Raw genomic sequence first — 19516 nt, 5'->3', positions numbered from 1 at the left:
GATGGCGCACATTCATCTGTGCTGGGAGCTGGGCGGCGGGCTGGGACATGCGGGCCGCCTGAAGATGCTGGCGCAGGCGCTGCTGGCGCGCGGCCATCGCGTCAGCCTCGGCCTGCGCGATCTGGTGGCGACTCATGCGCTGCTGGCGGATTTGGACGTGCCGAAGCTGCAGGCGCCGGTGTGGCTGCACAGCGCTGCCGGCTTGCCGCCGGCAGCCAATCTGGCGGAAGTGCTGTTCCATTGCGGTTATCTGGAGCCGGCCGCGCTGCGCGGCATGGTAGCCGGCTGGCGCGCGCTGTTCACGCTACTGCAACCGGATCTGGTGGTGGGCGATTTTGCGCCGACCGCGTTGCTGGCCGCGCGCGCCATGGGCCTGCGCAGTGCGGCGATCGGCAATGGTTTCAGCATGCCGCCGCCGGCGCGGCCTTTGCCGGCGTTCCGCGATGCGCCTGCCGCGCGGCTGGCCGCGTCGGAGCAGCGCATGCTGGCCACTGCCAACGTCATGCTGAACGGCGCAACGCCGTACCGGCATGCGGCCAATGTCTTCCAGGGCGATCTGTCTTTGCTGTGCAGCTGGCCGGAACTGGACTATTACCGGCGCGCGACTGATGGCGCGCAGTGGCTTGGCCCCAGCTTCGTCAGCGGCGGCGGCATTGCGCCATGCTGGCCGGCGGGCGAGGGCGCCAGGGTGTATGCGTATTTGAAGGCGTCGCATCCGGCGCATGGCGCGCTGCTGCGGGCGCTGGCGGACGAAGGCTGCCGCGTGCTGGCTTATATCCCCGAGGTGGCGGCCGGCGCGGCGCCGCCGCTCATCAGCGAGCAAATCCTGTATGCGGAAGCGCCGCTGGATTTGTCGCTGACGCTGGCGCAGGCCGATTTATGCGTCTGTCATGCCGGCGAGGGCACGCTGGCGCAATCACTGCTGGCCGGTGTTCCCTTGTTGATGCTGCCGACGCACGCCGAGCAGTTACTGACTGCGCGCAGCGTCGCCAGCTCCGGTGCCGGCTACAACGCCGCGCCGCTGGCGCCAGACGCGGACTGGCGCGCCATCGTGCGGCAGTTGCTGGCCGATGACGCGTATCGCGCTGCGGCGCGGGCATTCGCCACGCGCCATGCCAGCTTTAGCCAGCGGCAGATGAACGAGACGATGGCAAAGCAGTTGGAGTGTCTGCTGGCTTAGCGCCACGGCGGCCGGCGCGGATCGACGCTACGCTGCCACGACCGTCGCCGGTCAGCTTGAATACGCTGACCGCCTGCACCAGATTCGATGCCTGCTCCTGCATGGTGACGGCGGCGGCGGAAGCCTCTTCCACCAGCGCCGCATTCTGCTGCGTGCTCTTGTCCATTTCGGTGATGGCGCCGTTGATATGCTCGATGCCCGACAGCTGCTCCTGGCTGGCGAAGGCAATCTCGCTCATGATGTCGGTGACGCGACGCACACTGGTGACGATTTCCTCCATCGTGGCGCCGGCCTGGTCGACCAGGCGCGCGCCGGCATCGACTTTGTCGACCGAATCGCCAATCAATGCCTTGATTTCCTTGGCCGCCGCAGCGGAACGCTGCGCCAAGCTGCGTACCTCGCTGGCGACGACGGCGAAGCCGCGTCCTTGTTCGCCGGCGCGCGCCGCTTCCACCGCCGCGTTCAGGGCCAGGATATTGGTCTGGAAGGCGATACCGTCAATCACGGCGATGATGTCGACGATCTTGCGCGCCGAGGCGTTGATCGAAGCCATGGTGTCCACCACCTGCGCCACCACCTCGCCACCTTTGCCGGCGACATCGGAGGCCGACATCGCCAACTGGTTGGCCTGACTGGCGTTGGCGGCGTTTTGCTTGACGGTGGAAGTCAGCTGTTCCATCGACGATGCGGTTTCCTCCAGCGAGCCGGCCTGGCGTTCGGTCCGCTCGGACAGATCAAGATTACCGGCGGCGATTTCGGCCGAGGCGGTGCCGATCGAATCGGTGCCCTTGCGTACCTCCGAGACGATGGCGATCAGACTGGTGTTCATTTCCTTCAGCGCCGCCGACAATTGGCCCACCTCGTCGCGGGTGCGGATCTGGATTTGGGAACTGAGGTCGCCACTTGCCACAGTGCGCGCTACCCGCACCGCGTGGCCGATCGGGCGCACGATGCTGCGGGTGACGAACCAGCCGAAAAACAACCCCAGCGCGGCGCCGGCCACGCCCAAGCCGATCATCAGCATGCTGGTATTGATGGCACTGCGCTGGGCAGCGTCGCCGGAGTCGCGCATCAACTGCTCCTGGAACTCGACCAGCTTGTCCAGCGCCGCCACATAGGCAGTTTGCGCGGGTCGTACTTTCTGCATCAGCAGCGTGGTGGCGGTTTCCTTGTCGCCAGCCTTGACGGCGGCCACCATCTGGTCTCGCAGCGGCGAGTAGGCGGCGCGCGCTTCATTGACTTCCTTCAGCAGCAGCAGCGCCTCGGGGCGACGCAGCACGGTGCCCAGTTTGTCCAGGCGGGTGCGGATTTGCTGGCTGCGCTGTTCTATGGTCGCGTATTCGGCACCGGCTTCGGCGGCGTCGAGCAGCAGCAAATCGCGCAGGCTGCGGGCCTGCTGGGAGACATGATCTTTGACTTCGCTCAGTAACTCGATTTTCATGTAGCGGTCTTGGATGGTCAGCTCGATTTCGTTGCTGGTGGTGCGTAGCCCCAGTGCGCCGACAATCACCACCACCGCCAGCAGCAGTGTGGTCAGCGAAAAAGCGATGGTGAGTCTGTGCCCGATTCTCAGGTTGGCGATGTTCATGTAGGTGGTTTTTATAGTTGCCATAGGAACACAAAGTGTAACCTTAACAGCATGGTCGTACAGTAATATTTCTTAACAAAAGACACAGAAAATGTACTTGTTCCTGTTACATTTTCAATGTATAATTTTAATCAGTATTGCCGCAATTGAAATAGCTAAAACATTGCCTTGGTAGGGCTGGATGTTTGAGAGGGCTGGCACGTTCAATCGTGTCAGCCCTTTTTGTTTCCGGGGCGCTCCGCTAGAATGCCGCCACCCTTAACTGTCCAGGCAACTATGCATTTGATACAACGTACCGTGGCCGCGGTTGCACTGCTGTGCAGCGCGCTGGCCAGCGCCGGCGAATGTCCTACCCATTACGTCGACGGCCGTCTGCCTGAAATCCGCAATCCCAAAATGAATGCCGCCACCACCGAGCTGTGCTACGGCGTGTTTGGTGTGATGCATTCCGGGATTACCCGCACGCCGCTGTGGTCTGCCGAGCATCTGACCGCGCAGCACGTCGATGCGGCCAAGACGCTGTCGCGCGAAAACTCCTTCCACCCGGAATCGCGCTTGCCGGACAACCAGCGCGCCGAGCTGTCCGACTATGCGCGCAGCGGTTACGACCGTGGCCACATGGCGCCGAATGGCGATATGCCGGACCGCGATAGCCAGCATGACAGCTTCACGCTGGCCAATATGGTGCCGCAGGATTCCGATGTGAACCGTCATATCTGGGCCGGCATCGAAGGCGTGGTGCGCAAGATGGCGCAGAAGGAGGGCGATTTGTACGTGTTGACCGGCCCGGCTTTCATCGGTGGCAATCTGCAAAAAGTGGGCAATGTGCTGGTGCCGACCCATTTGTATAAACTGGTGTACAGCCCGCGCCAGCGCGCCGGCGCCGCCTTTTTCATCGAAAACCGCGCCGATGCGCAGTACCAGACGCTGAGCATTGCGCAGCTGGAGGAGAAGGTGGGCATCAACCTGCTGCCGTCGCTGTCGCCAGCGCAAAAAGCGGTGATGCTGCGTCTGCCCAACGTCCGGCAGCGTAAATAAGGAGCACATGCATGAGCAAATTCGTACCCTATAAAAATGAGGCCGACGTGTTGCACATCGGCGGCCTGACCATTGAAAACCGGCTGGACCGTATCACCATCAGTGGCGACATCGACCTGACCGCCGATCAGGCCGGTCTGGCGGATGCGCACGCGCTGCACCGGTTGCTGGTGGATGTGGTGGCCAAGCTGGAGGCGCAACAATTGCCGGCCAAGCTGCCGCCACCCGCCAATACCACTGTGGCCAATCCCTTTGAGTAGATTGTTTCCTGCATGCAGGAAGTGATATGCTCAGGGAATTACCCCTGATCTGATCGCACCATGGCTAGCCTGACCACTGGAATCAATTCGATAGACGCGCTGGTATCCAGCAGTTGGGCGGCGCAGCCGGGGCAAGCGGAGGTGCTGACCTACAGTTTCCTGACCACCGTGCCGGATGGTGCCACGTTGCAGGATGCCAACGGCTTCGCGCCCATGACCGACACCCAGCAGCAGGGCGTGCGGCAGGCGCTGGCGGCGTGGGCGGCGGTGGCGAATATCACGTTTCAGGAAGTCTCGGCCGACGGCAATATCCAGCTGGGCACCAACAACCAGGGCAACACCAGCAGCGGTTATGCCTATCTGCCGGACGGCAATGAGCCGGTCACGCTGTACACCAACAATCAGGATAGCTACAACTTCAGCTTTGCCGATGGCGATTACGGCATCTCGGTGCTGATCCACGAAATTGGCCATACGCTGGGCTTGAAGCATCCGGGTAACTACGATTCCGGCGGCGCGTCCATCAAAGGCCCGTTTCTGCCGACCGCCACCGATACGCTCGACTATTCGCAAATGTCGTACAACGTCGGCGCCGGCTACGCGCTGAATCACAATTACGGCATCACGGCGATGCTGTATGACATACAGGCGATTCAGTACCTGTACGGCGCCAACATGAGCTATCACACCGGCGCTGACACCTACAGCTTTGCCAAGGATGCGGCGCTGCAGTGCATCTGGGATGCCGGCGGCACCGATACCTTCGATTTTTCCGCCTGCCGCGACGCCACCGTCATCAATCTGAATGCGGGCAGCTTCAGCTCCACCGCGCCGGGTTACAACAATATTTCGATTGCCTACAACGTGACCATTGAGCGGGCCGTTGCCGGCAGCGGCGGTTCTACGATATACGGCAATGCGGCTGGCAACGTGATCATCGGCGGTGCCGGTAATGATGTGATTTACCAGGGCGGCGGCAGCGACCAGATCAGCGGCGGTGGCGGCAGCGATACGGTGGTGTTCACCAAGGCGGTGTCGGCCTACGATCTGGCCGGCAGTGTGTCGCAGTTGACGGTCAGTGGCGATGGCGTCGACACGCTGAGCAATATCGCGCGGCTGCAGTTCAGCGATACCGTCATCCAGCTGTCGAATTACTCGGCGCTGATGGCCGGGACCAGTGGCAACGATACCTTGCAGGCTGGCGCCGGCAACCAGCTGGTGACCGGTGGCGCGGGCATCGACACGTTGCTGGTTGATGGCAGCCGGGGCAGCTATCAGCTGTCCGCCAGCAGCGCCACGGTCACGCTCAGCGGCGCCAGCGGCAGCGACTTGCTGGTCGGCGTCGAGCGGCTGCAATTTGCTGACGGCGCGCTGGCGCTGGACACGGCTGGTTCGGCCGGTCAGCTATACCGGCTGTATGGCGCCATGTTCAACCGCACGCCGGACGCGGAAGGTTTCGGTTTCTGGCTGGATGCGCGCGATCTCGGCGTCAGCATGGTGTCGATCGCGGATAGTTTTGTGACCAGTGAGGAATTCGCCAATATCTACGGCGCCAATGCCAGCGACCAGACTTTCCTCACCGCGCTGTATAGCAACGTGCTGCATCGCACGCCAGACGCCGATGGTTACAGCTGGTGGCTCAATGCCTTGCACGACGGCGCCACCCGCGCCAGCGTGCTGGTCGGCTTCTCGGATTCGGTCGAGAATGTGGCCTTGATGAGCCAGATCATGCCGGTCGGCGTGGCCTACACGCAGTGGACCGGCTAATCAGCTTTCTTCCGCACCTGGCAGGCTGATACGGTTACGGCCCATGTGCTTGGCGCGGTACAGCGCTGAATCGGCGGTGGCGACCAACTGGCTGGGATCGTTTTCCGGTGCCGCCAGCGCCGTCGCCGCGCCGATACTGACCGTCACCACATGCTGCTTGCTGCCCAGGTTGGGCAGGCGCAGCTGCTCGACGCGGCAGCGGATGCGCTCGGCCACGATGGCCGCGCCTTTCAGCGACTGATTCGGCAGGATCACCGCGAACTCCTCGCCGCCGTAGCGCGCCACCAGGTCGTTGGCGCGCATTTCGCTGGAGACGGCGCTGGCGATGCGTTGCAGGCATTCGTCGCCGCCCAGGTGGCCGTAGGCGTCGTTGTATTGCTTGAAGTTGTCGACGTCGACCATCAGCAGTGACAGCGGCTGCTGGTGGCGCAGCGCGCGCTGCCATTCGGCGCTGAGGGTATCGTCGAAGCAGCGTCGATTGGCCAGGCCAGTCAGGCCGTCGCGTGTGGCCAGCTGTTCTAGCGCCACCTGGGCCTTTTTTTCATCAGTGACGTCGCGCAGGGTTTCCACCACCGCCACCAGCTTGCCGTCGCCGTCGAAGATCGGGCTGGCGTCGGCGGCCAGATAGCGGCGGCGGCCGACGCGCGGCATGTCGCACCAGTTTTCCGCGCACAGATTGTGGTCGGTGTCGTTACGGCGTGCATGTTGGCGGTACAGCCGGTGCAGCTCGGCGCTGCGGCCCTGGATCACCAGGTCGGCCAGGGTAGGGCGCTGCTCCTGGTAAAAGCTCTTCCAGTGATCGGAGGTGCCCAGCACTTCCCAGGCGGCGACGCCGGTCAGCCGCTCGCAGGCGCGGTTCCAGATGATGACCTTGCAGTTGGTGTCGATGACGAAGGTGGGGATCACCAGCAGTTCCATCAGCTTGAGGGCAAAACCGTGCTGTTGATCCGCTTGCGAAAACTCCATCAGATGCTGGATTTTGTGGGTTCCGTTCATGGCGCGCCTTGGTGTTTTTATGGAATGGGAAAGGACATGGTGAGCGCGGTGCCGGCGCCGGGCATGCTGGCGACGTCGAAGCGGCCGCCGGCTTCGGCCACGCGTTGAGCGATGCCGCGCAGACCATGGCCGCGCCTGCCGCCCACGGTCGCCGTCTGCGGCAGGCCGACGCCGTTGTCGCGCACGGTCAGGCTCAGGCTGTGCTCCTGGCGGCACAAGCCAACGCACACTTCGGAGGCTTGCGCGTGGCGCACAATGTTGCTGAGCGATTCCTGCAGCACGCGGTAGAGCAGCTTGTCCATGCCGTCGCCGCCATTGCCGCAGGCGAACGCCGACGGCTCGGCGTCCAGCCGGCAGGCAATGCCGCTCAGGCGTGAAAACTGATCGATCTGTTGCTGAACCGCGCATTCCAGCCCCGATTCCAGCGCTTCCGCCTGCAGATCGTGGACAATGGCATGCATGGCGCGGGTAGCGTGCTGGATGCGGTCGTCCAGCCGGCTTGCCGGTTGGCGCAGCGCGGGATGCTGGTGCGTCAGCGTGGCGAGGTCCAGGCCGAGCGCCAGCAGATGTTGGCCGAGATCGTCATGCAGATCACGCGCAATGCGGCGACGCTCGGCATCGCGCAGCGACTGTTGACTGGCGGCCAGGCGCAGGATCTGGCGGCGCGCTTCGGCCAACAGGCGCAGGCTGTCGCGGCGCTGGCGCCACCACAGCAGCAGACAGGTCAGTGCCGCCAGCAAGAAAATGCCGGCGGTAACCATATCGATTTGAAGCAGGGGCGGCGCGGAGCTCATGATGTCGTCCTTTGAGTGATGCCACAGGGAACAACATAGCCCGCTTGCCCGTCGGAACCATTGTGAAATGTCAACATCTGGTGCCGCTACCCGGGAAACTGTGGTGTGGGATATAATTGAGGGTTGTCCTACCAGGAACTATCGTGACTTACAGCATCAAAGAGATTTTCTACACGTTGCAGGGTGAAGGCGCCCACGCCGGTCGTCCGGCCGTGTTCTGCCGTTTTTCCGGCTGCAACCTGTGGACCGGCCGCGAAAGCGACCGCGCCAGCGCCATCTGCCAGTTCTGCGATACCGATTTTGTCGGCACCGACGGCGAGGGCGGCGGCAAGTTCAAGACGCCGGAAGAGCTGGCCGCCACCATCAACGCGCTGTGGCCGGAAACTTATGCTGCCAGCAAATACGTGGTGTTCACCGGCGGCGAGCCGCTGCTGCAACTGGACCCACCGCTGATCGCCGCCATGCACGCGGCCGGCTTTACCATCGCGATTGAAACCAATGGCACGCTGCCGGTGCCCGAGGGCGTGGACTGGATCTGCGTCAGCCCGAAAATGGGCTCGGAACTGGTGGTGAAGAAGGGCAGCGAAATCAAGGTGGTGATACCGCAGGCCAATCAGAATCTGTCCGCTTACGAGCAGCTGGACTTTGAGCATTTCTACCTGCAGGCCATGGACGGTCTGCTGGCCGCTGACAATATCAAGCTGGCGATTGAAACCTGCAAGCGCAATCCAAAATGGAAGCTGAGCTTGCAAACCCATAAACTTTTACAGATTCCCTAAATGTTAACCATCACCCGCAAGCTGGAATTCGATGCCGGCCACCGCATTCCCGATCACAAGAGCCAGTGCCGCAATCTGCATGGCCACCGCTACACGCTGGAAATCACGCTGACCGGCAACATCATCGACGTTGAAGGTAATTCCGACAACGGCATGATCATGGATTTCTCCGACATCAAGGCGCTGGCCAAGGAGCATCTGGTTGACGTTTGGGATCACGCCTTCCTGGTCTATGAAAAAGACACGGCCGTGCACGACTTCCTGGCTTCGCTGCCGGGCCACAAAACGGTGGTGATCGATCGTATTCCGACCGTGGAAAACCTGGCCCATGTGGCCTGGAATATCCTGAAAGCGGCTTACAAAGACCACTTCGGTACCGGCCTGCACCTGCACAAGCTGGTGCTGCACGAAACCCCGAACTGCTGGGCCGAGATCGTCGATGGCGTCTGACGCCTACATGCGCCTGGCATTAGAACAGGCGCAGCAAGCGTGGAACCTCGGTGAGGTGCCGGTGGGCGCGGTGGTGGTGCGCGACGGCGAGGTAATCGCTGTCGGCTGCAACCAGCCGATCGGCAAGCATGATCCGACCGCGCACGCGGAAATCGTCGCGCTGCGGGCGGCTGCTGAAAAACTGGGCAATTACCGGCTGCCGGGCTGCGAGCTGTACGTGACGCTGGAGCCGTGCGTAATGTGCTCCGGCGCCATGATGCATGCGCGTCTGGCCAAGGTGGTGTACGGCGCAGCCGATCCCAAAACTGGCGCCTGCGGTTCGGTGGTCAATCTGTTCGAGCAGGAACAGTTGAACCATCACACCGAAATCGAAGGCGGCGTGCTGGCGGAAGAATGCGGCGCCATGCTGAAGAATTTCTTTGCCGCCCGTCGCGCGGCAGCGGCGGCAGCCAAACGCGCCACACCCGAGTAACAGCAAGTTTCACCGCTGCGGCAAAAATGGTATGCTGAATCCCAAGCACGCTTTGGGAGAAAGCCTTGGCTACCGCGCAATCAAACGGCCTTACGATAGCCTACGAAACCAGTGGCAATCCACTCGATCCTCCGGTGCTGCTGATTATGGGGCTGGGCATGCAGCTGATCGCCTGGCCGCAGGATCTGGTCGATGGGCTGGTCGAGCAGGGTTACTATGTGATCCGCTTCGATAACCGCGACATCGGCCTGTCCTCCAAACTGCATCAACACAAAAAGCCCAATCTGGTCTTGGCTTATCTGAAATCGCTGGTGGGCTGGAAGCAGAGTGCCGCCTACACCCTCAACGATATGGCTGACGATGCGCTTGGGCTGCTCGATGCGCTGGGCGTCACGCGCGCGCATCTGGTGGGCGTGTCGATGGGTGGCATGATCGCGCAGATTTTTGCCGCGCGCTTCCCCGACCGTACTCTGAGCCTTACGTCCATCATGTCCAGCAGCGGCAAGCGCAGCTTGCCCGGCCCCACGGCCACGGTGCGCAATGCGCTGATGCGGCCGGCGCCGCCCGGTTCGACTCGCAAGGAGATGGTGGAACATAGCGTGGCCACCTTCCAGTTGATCGGCAGTCCGTCGTTCCCGACGCCGGACCGCATGCTGCGTGCTTACGTCGAACGCGCGATGGAGCGTGGTACCAGCCCGGCAGGCATGGCGCGGCAGTTGGTGGCGGTGGTGGCTTCGGGCGATCGCACCCCGCTGTTGCGCAAGATCCGCTGTCCGGCGCTGGTGATCCATGGCGCCGCCGATCCGCTGATTCCGGCCGCCTGCGGCGTCGATACGGCGCGGGAAATTCCCGGCGCGCGGCTGCATGTCATCGAAGGCATGGGCCACGATTTGCCGCAGCAGTTGATCGAGCGTCTGCTTGCCTTGCTGGACCAGCACCTGCGCGGTAATATGACGGCGGATCTTCCTCCGCTGGCCACGCATCGTGCAGGCAGCGGCACCCATCAATGACAGAGATATTTTGAGCACATCGAAAATCGGCATCGCGATCGCGGCGCCCAGCGGGCGGCCGCCTGACAATGACGCTTTGCTGCAGGGCGTGCAGCGCCTGGAGCAGCAGGGCTACCTGGTTCACAATTACTACGACGACGATAAGAAATTTCAGCGCTTCGGCGGCACTGATGAATGGCGACTGGCGCAGCTGAACGCGGCGGCATCGGACCCTGAGGTGCAGATTGTGGTGGCGCTGCGCGGCTCGTACGGCATGTCGCGCTTGCTGCCCGTGATCGACTTTCAGCGCATGGCGGATAGTGGCAAGCTGTTTGTCGGCTACAGCGATTTCACCGCGTTTCAGATGCCGCTGCTGAAGCAGACTGGCCGCATCAGCTTTGGCGGCCCGATGATGTGCGATGACTTCATTCGTCCCGAGCCGGTGGCTTACACGCTGCAGCAGTTCTGGGACTGTCTGCGCGGCCCGGTGCACACGGTGCGCGGTGTGGTGGCCGATGGAGCGGCTGACAATCCGGTGCTGGATGTCAGCGGAAAGCTGTGGGGCGGCAATCTGGCGATGTTGGTGAGCCTGCTCGGCACGCCGTACTTCCAGGCGCTGGAGCAGGGCATTTGCTTCATCGAGGATATCAGTGAACATCCGTATCGTGTCGAGCGCATGGTGCTGCAGATGTTTTACGCTGGTGCGCTGGATGGTCAGCGTGCGCTGGTGCTGGGTGACTTCTCAGGTTACAAGCTTGGTCCGATGGACAACGGCTATGACTTTGAGAGCATGGTGGCTTACCTGCGTTCGCGGCTGCCGATTCCGGTGCTGACCGGACTGCCATTCGGCCATATCAAGGAACGCGCCACGCTGCCGTATGGCGGCATGGCGCATCTGGTATCCACGGAGCGCGGCTTCGATTTGACGATCAGCGACTATCCGACACTTTGACGTCGGCATCGGTCAGCGTGCGCAGGAATTGCACGATGTCCTGGACTTCGGCTTCGCTCAGGGCCGGTTTGTCGCCGGTTTTGCGGTTCATCGGCGCGTCGATGACGTCGACGTTGTCGCGCATGGCGGCCGGCATGTCATTGTAGGGACGTCCCTTGCCATACCAGTGCTTGCGGTCCGATTCGCGCGTGGCGTAGAAGCGTACCGCGTCGGCCAGATCGGTGAACACGCCGTTGTGCATGAACACCTGGCGTGAGGCGACATTGCGCAGCGTTGGCGTCTTGAACATGCCGCAGTATTTGGTCATGTTGGCCTGGTCCTTGCGATCGGGGCCGCACAGGCCGAGATCATAGAACTTCGGGTCGGCGTTGGCGGTGATGTTGGGATTGCGCGGCAGCCCGAGGTTGGCGAAGGTGTAGTCGGTGAACAGCGGGGCCGAGCCGTCCGCGCCGGGTGATGCGATGTGGCAGGCGGCGCAGTTTCCTTTATTTGGATCCGCGAACAGCAGCAGGCCGCGTTGTTCGGCGGCGCTTAGCTGTGCTTTACCTTGCAGGTATTGATCGAACTTGCTGGTGTAGGGATGGAAGGAAGCGTCGTCCAGCTGGAAGCGTTCCAGCGCTTCCAGCATCTTGTTGAATGCCAGCTCTGGTTGGTCGAACACCTTGTCGCCAAACACGCGGCGGAATTCGCTGGCGTAGTTGGCCTGTCGCAGTTTGGCGATGATAGCCGTGTTGCCGATGTTGGCCATTTCGTTGGCCGCCGTCAGTGGCGCCAGCGCTTGTTCGTGTAGCGTGTTGAAGCGACCGTCGCGAGTCAGGCCGCCGGTGGGGACGCTGTCGGTTTCGGTGATGCGTTCCAGTTCATTGGCCTGGAATTCCTTGAACCAGCGAGGGGTGCGGTTTAATGCGTAGCGCAGCGAGGGCACGGCGCGCGTGCCCGGCTGGTCCAACTTTGCGCCGCCCAGTTGCGCGGCCAGACCGTTGGCTGGCGCGTAGGCGTGCTGCGGATCGTGACAGGTGGCGCAGGCCATCTTGCCGGAGGCCGACAGCGAGGGGTCGAAGAAAATCTGGCGACCCAGTTGGGCCACGTCGGCCGGCGAGGGCGCCGGAGCCGTGGCCACAGGCGCGGCGTGCTGGCCGCAGGCGGCCAGCAGCACTGTTGCCAGAGCGGCCGCAACCGGCCAGATAAAGGTAAGCCGATTGCGGCTGCTGCTGTTCATCAGTTTGCGGTGTAGATATCGGAGCCGAAGGCCACCAAACCGGCCTGGTTGGCGTAGCCCAGATACTGGCCCGGCACGAAGATGTCTTCCAGGGACTTCAGCAGCGAGTAATGGTTGTACTGCACATTAGACACGGTGCCGCCTTTGATGAATGGCGAAATCAGGATCGCGCCGGTGCGGTCGCCACCAAAGCTCTCGAACACCAGGTTGTATTCCATCGATGCGCTGATCGGATAGTTCATGGTGAGCGGACGGGTGATGTTCGGCCCCATTTGCTGGCCGCAGCAGGTTTCGCCTTTGTACACGGCGTTGATGGTGACTTTGCCGGTGCTGGAGTTGACCGCCGTGGTCATCGAGGAGTTCGCGCTTTCGTCGAAGTTGATGATCAGCAGACCGTCTTGTTTATAGGCCGGCGAGGCCAGGATTTTCGGCACCCAGGTTTTCAGGAAGGCGTCGGCCGAGGTCAGGCCGCCTGCTTTGCCGTCCACGCAGCCCTTGCCGGCGGCGCCGGTGCCGTCACCATCGTGACCGTCGTTGCAGACGTTAGGCGTGATGAAGGTGAAGTTGGCGGTGGTCGATACACTGGCCAGATCGGCTTCCAGCTTGCTCAGCGCGACCACGTTGCTGTTGCAATCGGTCGAGTCGGTAATCGAGTGGAAATACACGAACGGGTTGTGGCGAGTGGCGTACTGGTCGCCGGCCGGTACAGCCGCGCTGCCAGCCATCGGTGTATTGGTCTTGTCGGTGGCGCCGATGACCGGGTGGGCACAGGTGGTGGCTTCACGGGTTGGATCGTTGCCCATGTCTTCCATATAGCCTTTCCAGCTGTAGCCGGCGGCTTTCAGCTGGTCTGGCAGCGTCTTGACGGTGGAAGGGTAGACGCAGCCGTTGCCGATAGCGATCTTGTTGCCGTCGGTGGTGGTGCCGGTCTGGACGAATTCGCTGTAGGTGGTGCAATCCATCTCAGTTTCAGTGTTCGAAGGCTGACCGCTGATCATGGCGATGTAGTTGTCCAGGCTGACGTGGCCAGTGCCGTAGTACTGGGTCAGGTGGGCGCCCATCGGCTTCAGCGTACCGGTCATGTACGGGTTCTGCGTGCTCGTGCCGAAGGTGTCGTCGTAGTTCTTGTTTTCCAGCGTGATGACGAATACGTGCTTGATCTTTTGCTGGGGAGTGAGCGGGTCGGCCTTGTCGGCGCCACAAGCAGACAGCAGCGCAGCCAGCGCTGCCGTACCGGCGAGCGCGAGCAACTTCAGGTGCTTCAATCTCATTATTAATCCTGGCTAGTAGTTATTAGAAACGCGCAAGCTTGCGCGGCGCGTAGTCTAATGAACTAATGTTACGTTGCCGTGACATTAATGTTGTTGAAGAGTTGGGCGTGGCGGCAAGGCGGCGCGCACTTCCTGCGCCAGCGCCTCGATGCGGTTCAGAGTGGAGGAGTAGAGGTAAGCGGAGACCGAAATGTTAATCGTCATTCCGGCGAAGATGATGCCGACACACCATTTGATCATTTCCGCCATCCCGCGCGACAGGCGGGCGTCCATGTCGGCAAGGCGGGTGTTCAGGCGGGCATCCATTTCCGTCAGGCGCGCCTCGACGACGGCTTGAAATTCCTTGGTGCCGGCGCTGATGGCCTGGTCCCGGGCATCAATATACTCTTTGAGGGGCGTCGTATACATTGGTTCAGCATGCGCGCCGCGAAAGGTACAGTCAATCCACGCGCGGGTTTGACTTGAGGTGGCTCAAACATCTCGCGTGATCCTTGTAAGGCGTTGTCGGAGTTGCAGACGCGAGCCACCTCAGGGGTTTACCATTATTTGTAAAATATCGAAATCATTAGGATGAAGGCGGCGGTTTCGTTTCTTTAGTTTCCTTGGTTTCTTTGTATCTAAGACCTTTTCCCTTTTTATAGTCGTTGTACTTTTTCATTTTTCTTCTGAGTGCATCATCTTTGGCCTTCACAGTAGGTAAGCCGAATTGTTCATTAAATTCGTCTCGCGTTCGTACTACATACTTCTCATTCGCCGGCTCTACAAAGTCAGAAATATGAGCGTCGCCAACCTTCCAGACCCCAGCTTGAGGAGGCAGGGATGCTGCACTTTGTTCCATATGAATAGATCTTTCATACGCGATATCATTTTTATTTCGGCGTTTTAGTTCCTCGTCTAATCCAGCAACTGCCGTTCTGAATTTTTCTGATGTGGATGCGGATGTGATAGTGTCGTTAATCACCTCCGATACAATGTCTCTTATATTGCAGACAAAGTAAGATAATTTTAATTTTGGCCCCACATCGTGCATGTTTCCATAAGAATGGTAAAAATCTACGCTGTGCTGTACTATTTCCTTAAGTATTTTTATGTTACTCTCAACTAAAATCATCTGTTGCCCAGAAACTCGCTCTTCAAGCTTAGCTTCGATAAATGCGGAGTACCTACGACAGATCTTAAGCATGAAGGCAGCGAATTGATCAACAAGTAGCGCTGGTGAATCTCCTCGAGTGCGCTTGTCGTCATAACAACAAATTGTAATACAATTGCGAAGATCCTCTCCCAAAACATCCCCTTCCTGCCAATAGCCACCGCCGACGTGCTCGGCGCAAATCTCCCTCTCTAATTCGCGACGAGCATCTGATTCACCATGCTCTTCTCCAACCACATTCAGTTTACCTGCGACCAAAGCCCTGAGTTGAACTGGCGTAATGGTGGGGGTGAAATTTTCAGATTTTTTAGCAATAAAACTCTTAGTTCGCATTAATTGCTTTGACTGCGGGCTGTTGTCTGCCAGAGCTTGAAGCGCGCGCAGATGCCCGTACCCCGTTGCCGTGTGTTGAGGGCGGAATTCCCGCTCATTTCCATTTTGTGAATCTTTGACTTTTTTATCAAAGGACTTCATTGTTCACCTATGAAATTCGTTTTACTCTCAGGTTGCACTTGATTATTGCAGTGAGCAGACTTGATTGAAAGTTCCGTTTGTAGCACAAACGTGTTACATGGCACTTCTTCGAGCGGTCCAACGAGCGCTGGCTGGCCGGCCTGCACGTCAGCGCGGCGCACGAAGACCGCACCGAGCGGCTGGAGCGCTGCGGTGATCTGTACGTCGCACCATCTGTTCGAAATGGATGTACAATGTAACAACACCCTTCACAAGGCATCGTTCTACCTCAGCGTTTGGGTAGAACGGGGCGCGCTAGTTTTCTCTCCAAAAAACGTGGGCCAAATTTGGGCGAAAATCTGGACCAAACGAGGCTTTTCCAGAGAGCCCAGCGAAATGCCAATACGGCAATTGGCCTTGTCTCATGCGGTCTGCGACGGTCTAGAAATTCTATCTAGGCATTGCTGTATAATTTCGCCTTTCCGCTATACCTAATCTGCAAAGCCCAACACACATGCTCTCTACAGCAAACATCACGATGCAATTCGGCGCCAAGCCGCTGTTTGAAAACATCTCCGTCAAGTTCGGCGATGGCAACCGCTATGGCCTGATCGGCGCCAACGGTTGCGGTAAGTCGACCTTCATGAAAATCCTCGGCGGCGATCTTGATCCGTCGGGTGGTAACGTGATGCTGGACGTGAACGAGCGCCTGGGTAAGCTGCGTCAGGATCAGTTTGCGTACGAAGAGATGCGTGTGCTGGACGTGGTGATGATGGGCCACACCGAGATGTGGGCCGCGATCTCCGAACGCGACGCCATCTACGCCAATCCAGAAGCCACCGACGACGATTACATGAAAGCCGCCGAACTGGAAGGCAAAGTGTCCGAGTACGACGGCTACACCGCTGAATCGCGCGCTGGTGAACTGCTGCTGGGCGTGGGTATCAGCATCGATCTGCACCAAGGCCCGATGAGCGCCGTGTCGCCAGGCTGGAAGCTGCGCGTGCTGCTGGCGCAGGCGCTGTTCTCGAATCCGGACATCCTGCTGCTCGACGAACCGACCAATAACCTGGACATCAACACCATCCGCTGGCTGGAAGATGTGCTCAATGAGCGCAACTCCACCATGATCATTATCTCCCACGATCGCCACTTCCTGAATCAGGTGTGCACCCACGTGGCCGATATGGATTACGGCACGCTGAAGATCTACCCAGGTAACTACGACGACTACATGCTGGCGTCGACTCAGGCCCGCAATCAGCAGCTGGCCAACAACGCCAAGGCGAAAGAGAAGGTCGCCGAGCTGCAGGACTTCGTGCGTCGCTTCTCGGCCAACAAGTCCAAGGCCCGTCAGGCGACTTCGCGCGCCAAGATGATCGACAAGATCAAGGTTGAGGACATCAAGCCATCGTCGCGCGCCTATCCGTTCGTGCGCTTCGAAGGCGAGAAGAAGCTGCACCGCCTGGCGGTGGAGGCTGAAAACCTCAGCAAGAAATACGACCGTCAGCTGTTCAACAATTTCAGCATCATGGTGGAAGCGGGCGAGCGCATTGCGATCATCGGCGCCAACGGCGCGGGCAAGACCACCATGCTGCGTTGTATCGGCGGTGACGACATCGCCGGCCTGCACGCCGATCACGGTATGGTCAAGTGGGCTGAAAACGCCAACGTCGGCTACATGCCGCAAGATCCGACCGAGGACTTCGCGACCGATATCAACCTGACCGACTGGATGGGCAAGTGGACCAAGGAAGGCGACGACGATCAAGCCGTGCGTTCGATCCTGGGCCGTCTGCTGTTCGGCGGCGACGAGGTGAAGAAGTCGGTGCGCGTGCTGTCCGGTGGTGAAAAGGGCCGCATGATGTACGGTAAGCTGATGCTGGGCCGTCACAACGTGCTGCTGCTAGATGAACCGACCAACCACATGGACATGGAATCGATCGAGTCGCTGAACATCGCGCTGGACAAGTACGCCGGCACCCTGATCTTCGTCTCGCACGACCGTGAATTCGTGTCGTCGCTGGCCAACCGCATCATCGAGATCAAGGACAACGAAGTGGTCGACTTCCGTGGCGGCTACGAAGAATATCTGACCAGCCAAGGTATCGCTTAAACCATCATGCAAGCCATCGAGATCAAACCCGTCGAGTACGAGCATCCACAAGACGGCGCCAGCTGCGTAGCCCATGCGTGGGCGCGTACGCCAGCCACTCCCAGCGCCGAGCAGCGCGTGGAGCTCAAGGAGCGCATCAAGCGCCTGTTGAAGGAAAAGCAGGCGGTGCTGGTGTCGCATTATTATGTGGACGCCGATCTGCAGGATCTGGCCGAGGAAACCGGCGGCTGCGTCTCCGATTCGTTGGAGATGGCGCGCTTCGGTCGCGATCACGCCGCCAAGACGCTGATTGTGGCGGGCGTGCGCTTCATGGGCGAAACCGCCAAGATCCTGAGCCCGGAAAAACGCATTCTGATGCCGGACCTGGACGCGACCTGCTCGCTGGACCTGGGTTGCCCGGCCGATGAATTCACCGCTTTCTGCGATCAGCATCCGGACCGTACGGTTGTGGTGTATGCCAACACCAGCGCCGCCGTCAAAGCGCGCGCGGACTGGATGGTGACCTCGTCGATCGGGTTGGATATCGTCAAGCACCTGCACGAGCAGGGCAAGAAGATCCTGTGGGCGCCGGATAAACATCTGGGTTCCTATATTCAGAAGCAGACTGGCGCCGACATGCTGCTGTGGCAGGGCTCTTGCCTGGTGCATGATGAATTCAAGGGCGTGGAGCTGGAGCTGTTGAAGGCCGAGTACCCGCACGCGAAAATCCTGGTGCACCCGGAGTCGCCGGCCAATGTGGTGGCGCTGGCCGACGTGGTGGGTTCGACCACGCAGATCATCAACGCCGCCGTTGAATCGGATAGCGATACCTTCATCGTCGCCACCGACAACGGCATCCTGCACAAAATGCAGGCCGCGGCGCCGAACAAGCGCTTCATCGTCGCACCAACCGCCGGCAACAGCGCCACCTGCAAGAGCTGCGCGCACTGCCCGTGGATGGCGATGAACGGTCTGCAGAATCTGGCCGATCTGCTGGAGAACATCGATAGCCCGGCAATCAGCGCCGCGCACGAGATCTTCGTCGATGCTGCCATTGGCAAGCAGGCGGTGACTTCGATCACGCGCATGCTGGACTTTGCGGCGGCCAAGAAGGCCAAGGTGCAGCCAGGTCCGGATCTGGCAGAAGAAGCTAAACTGTTTTCGGGAATCGGCCCTGCATGAGTACTCTGATCAACAAATTTGCGCCGTTCGACGATGCGTTGAAGTCGGCGTTTGAAGCGAATCTGTTGTCCGCGTTGCTGGAAGACGTGGGCAGCGGCGACCTGACTGGCCTGCTGGTGCCGGAAGGTGGCCGCGCGCAGGCGCGCGTGATCGTGCGCGAAGACGCGGTGCTGTGCGGCGCGTCCTGGTTTGAAGGCATCATGAACTGCATGCAGGCCGGGATCGAAATCGACTGGAAGTACGCGGAAGGCGATTTGATGAAGGCCGACAGTGTGGTTTGCACTATCGAAGGTCCGGCGCGCGCGCTGCTGACTGCGGAACGCGGCGCGCTGAATTTCATGCAGCTGCTGTCCGGCGTGGCCACCGCCACCCGCAAATACGTGGACGTGATCGCCGGCACCCGTGCCGCGATTCTCGATACCCGCAAAACTTTGCCTGGCCTGCGGCTGGCGCAGAAGTACGCGGTACGTGTGGGCGGCGGTCAGAATCAACGCCTGGCGCTGTACGACGGTATTCTGATCAAGGAAAACCATATCGCGGCGGCGGGCGGCATCACCAATGCGGTGGCGGCGGCCAAGGCGCTGAACAAGGGTGTCAGCATTCAGGTGGAAGTGGAATCGCTGGCCGAACTGCGTGAAGCGCTGGACGCGGGCGCGGTGTCGATCCTGCTGGATAACTTCGACACTGGCATGATGCGCGAAGCGGTGACCATCAACGCCGGCCGCGCGCTGCTGGAGGCGTCGGGCGGCATCAACTTCGATACCGTGCGCGCCATCGCCGAAACGGGTGTGGACCGCATCTCGATCGGTAGCCTGACCAAGGATGTGCGGGCCACCGATTATTCTTTGCGTATCGTCGGCTAATCCGCGTAGAATAAATCG

The 19516-nt window shown here is 60.4% G+C and carries 19 protein-coding genes; 12 read left to right on the top strand and 7 right to left on the bottom strand.

The features are described 5' to 3' along the window. The first annotated feature begins 1 nt into the window (after window position 1). Window positions 2-1180, top strand: coding sequence for a glycosyltransferase (locus GJ699_RS06375; RefSeq protein WP_154374272.1), 1179 nt, complete (start codon window positions 2-4; stop codon window positions 1178-1180). On the opposite strand, the gene GJ699_RS35120 is transcribed toward GJ699_RS06375, so the two are convergent. Beyond that, window positions 1122-2792: a methyl-accepting chemotaxis protein gene (locus GJ699_RS35120; protein ID WP_154374270.1), complete on the bottom strand. Its 1671-nt coding sequence runs from the start codon at window positions 2790-2792 to the stop codon at window positions 1122-1124. The two genes, GJ699_RS06375 and GJ699_RS35120, sit on opposite strands and share 59 nt — an antisense overlap. 252 nt (window positions 2793-3044) lie before the next feature. Between GJ699_RS35120 and GJ699_RS06365 the strand changes: the two genes are divergently transcribed. Genes GJ699_RS06365 through GJ699_RS06355 form a run of 3 tightly spaced genes read left to right on the top strand, consistent with a single transcriptional unit; the run spans window position 3045 to window position 5833 of the window. Further along, window positions 3045-3806, top strand: coding sequence for a DNA/RNA non-specific endonuclease (locus tag GJ699_RS06365; RefSeq protein ID WP_154374268.1), 762 nt, complete (start codon window positions 3045-3047; stop codon window positions 3804-3806). A gap of 11 nt (window positions 3807-3817) precedes the next feature. Then, complete coding sequence (locus GJ699_RS06360; RefSeq protein ID WP_154374266.1) at window positions 3818-4066, top strand: hypothetical protein; 249 nt, start codon at window positions 3818-3820, stop codon at window positions 4064-4066. Window positions 4067-4126: 60 nt separating this feature from the next. Then, window positions 4127-5833 carry a DUF4214 domain-containing protein gene (locus GJ699_RS06355; protein WP_154374264.1) on the top strand — a complete coding sequence of 569 codons (1707 nt, stop codon included), beginning with the start codon at window positions 4127-4129 and terminating at the stop codon, window positions 5831-5833. Here the strand turns inward: GJ699_RS06355 and GJ699_RS06350 are convergent, their stop codons facing one another. Beyond that, a complete protein-coding gene (locus tag GJ699_RS06350; RefSeq protein ID WP_229261971.1) occupies window positions 5834-6829 on the bottom strand; it encodes a sensor domain-containing diguanylate cyclase in 996 nt (331 codons plus the stop codon). A gap of 17 nt (window positions 6830-6846) precedes the next feature. Beyond that, window positions 6847-7623: a sensor histidine kinase gene (locus GJ699_RS06345; RefSeq protein ID WP_154374263.1), complete on the bottom strand. Its 777-nt coding sequence runs from the start codon at window positions 7621-7623 to the stop codon at window positions 6847-6849. A gap of 143 nt (window positions 7624-7766) precedes the next feature. Between GJ699_RS06345 and queE the strand changes: the two genes are divergently transcribed. The 5 genes from queE to ldcA all read left to right on the top strand — a co-directional run bounded on the left by queE (window position 7767) and on the right by ldcA (window position 11265). Then, window positions 7767-8402, top strand: coding sequence for a 7-carboxy-7-deazaguanine synthase (queE, locus tag GJ699_RS06340; protein ID WP_371867476.1), 636 nt, complete (start codon window positions 7767-7769; stop codon window positions 8400-8402). Continuing rightward, entirely contained in the window at window positions 8403-8852 is a 450-nt protein-coding gene (queD, locus tag GJ699_RS06335) for a 6-carboxytetrahydropterin synthase QueD (RefSeq protein WP_154374259.1), read from the top strand. Beyond that, on the top strand, window positions 8842-9324 hold the full coding sequence (tadA, locus tag GJ699_RS06330) for a tRNA adenosine(34) deaminase TadA (protein WP_154374257.1): 483 nt from the start codon (window positions 8842-8844) through the stop codon (window positions 9322-9324). Before queD ends, tadA begins: the two co-directional genes overlap by 11 nt. Before the next feature lie 65 nt (window positions 9325-9389). Continuing rightward, window positions 9390-10334: an alpha/beta fold hydrolase gene (locus GJ699_RS06325; RefSeq protein WP_154374255.1), complete on the top strand. Its 945-nt coding sequence runs from the start codon at window positions 9390-9392 to the stop codon at window positions 10332-10334. A 10-nt stretch (window positions 10335-10344) separates the two neighbouring features. Then, window positions 10345-11265, top strand: a complete 921-nt coding sequence (gene ldcA, locus GJ699_RS06320) for a muramoyltetrapeptide carboxypeptidase (RefSeq protein WP_154374253.1) — start codon at window positions 10345-10347, stop codon at window positions 11263-11265. Here the strand turns inward: ldcA and GJ699_RS06315 are convergent. The 4 genes from GJ699_RS06315 to GJ699_RS06300 all read right to left on the bottom strand — a co-directional run bounded on the left by GJ699_RS06315 (window position 11243) and on the right by GJ699_RS06300 (window position 15379). Beyond that, a complete protein-coding gene (locus GJ699_RS06315) occupies window positions 11243-12484 on the bottom strand; it encodes a cytochrome-c peroxidase (protein WP_154374251.1) in 1242 nt (413 codons plus the stop codon). The genes ldcA and GJ699_RS06315 overlap by 23 nt on opposite strands. Next, on the bottom strand, window positions 12484-13755 hold the full coding sequence (locus GJ699_RS06310) for an alkaline phosphatase family protein (RefSeq protein WP_154374249.1): 1272 nt from the start codon (window positions 13753-13755) through the stop codon (window positions 12484-12486). Before GJ699_RS06310 ends, GJ699_RS06315 begins: the two co-directional genes overlap by 1 nt. An 84-nt stretch (window positions 13756-13839) precedes the next feature. Further along, a complete protein-coding gene (locus GJ699_RS06305; protein ID WP_154374247.1) occupies window positions 13840-14163 on the bottom strand; it encodes a CCDC90 family protein in 324 nt (107 codons plus the stop codon). A gap of 157 nt (window positions 14164-14320) precedes the next feature. Continuing rightward, a complete protein-coding gene (locus GJ699_RS06300) occupies window positions 14321-15379 on the bottom strand; it encodes a hypothetical protein (RefSeq protein WP_154374245.1) in 1059 nt (352 codons plus the stop codon). Window positions 15380-15872: 493 nt separating this feature from the next. Between GJ699_RS06300 and GJ699_RS06295 the strand changes: the two genes are divergently transcribed. Genes GJ699_RS06295 through nadC form a run of 3 tightly spaced genes read left to right on the top strand, consistent with a single transcriptional unit; the run spans window position 15873 to window position 19498 of the window. After that, the gene (locus GJ699_RS06295; protein WP_154374243.1) at window positions 15873-17474 is read left to right on the top strand and encodes an ABC-F family ATPase; all 1602 of its coding nucleotides are present in this window, start codon (window positions 15873-15875) and stop codon (window positions 17472-17474) included. Window positions 17475-17480: 6 nt separating this feature from the next. Further along, window positions 17481-18635, top strand: a complete 1155-nt coding sequence (gene nadA / locus GJ699_RS06290; protein ID WP_154374241.1) for a quinolinate synthase NadA — start codon at window positions 17481-17483, stop codon at window positions 18633-18635. Beyond that, window positions 18632-19498 carry a carboxylating nicotinate-nucleotide diphosphorylase gene (gene nadC / locus GJ699_RS06285; protein WP_154374239.1) on the top strand — a complete coding sequence of 289 codons (867 nt, stop codon included), beginning with the start codon at window positions 18632-18634 and terminating at the stop codon, window positions 19496-19498. The genes nadA and nadC overlap by 4 nt, the downstream gene beginning before the upstream one ends. Window positions 19499-19516 lie beyond the last annotated feature (18 nt).

Source organism: Duganella guangzhouensis (assembly GCF_009674535.1).
Taxonomy (GTDB): domain Bacteria; phylum Pseudomonadota; class Gammaproteobacteria; order Burkholderiales; family Burkholderiaceae_D; genus Rugamonas; species Rugamonas guangzhouensis.
Note: the sequence above shows the minus strand (reverse complement) of the source record. Positions and strands in the feature narration are given on the sequence as shown.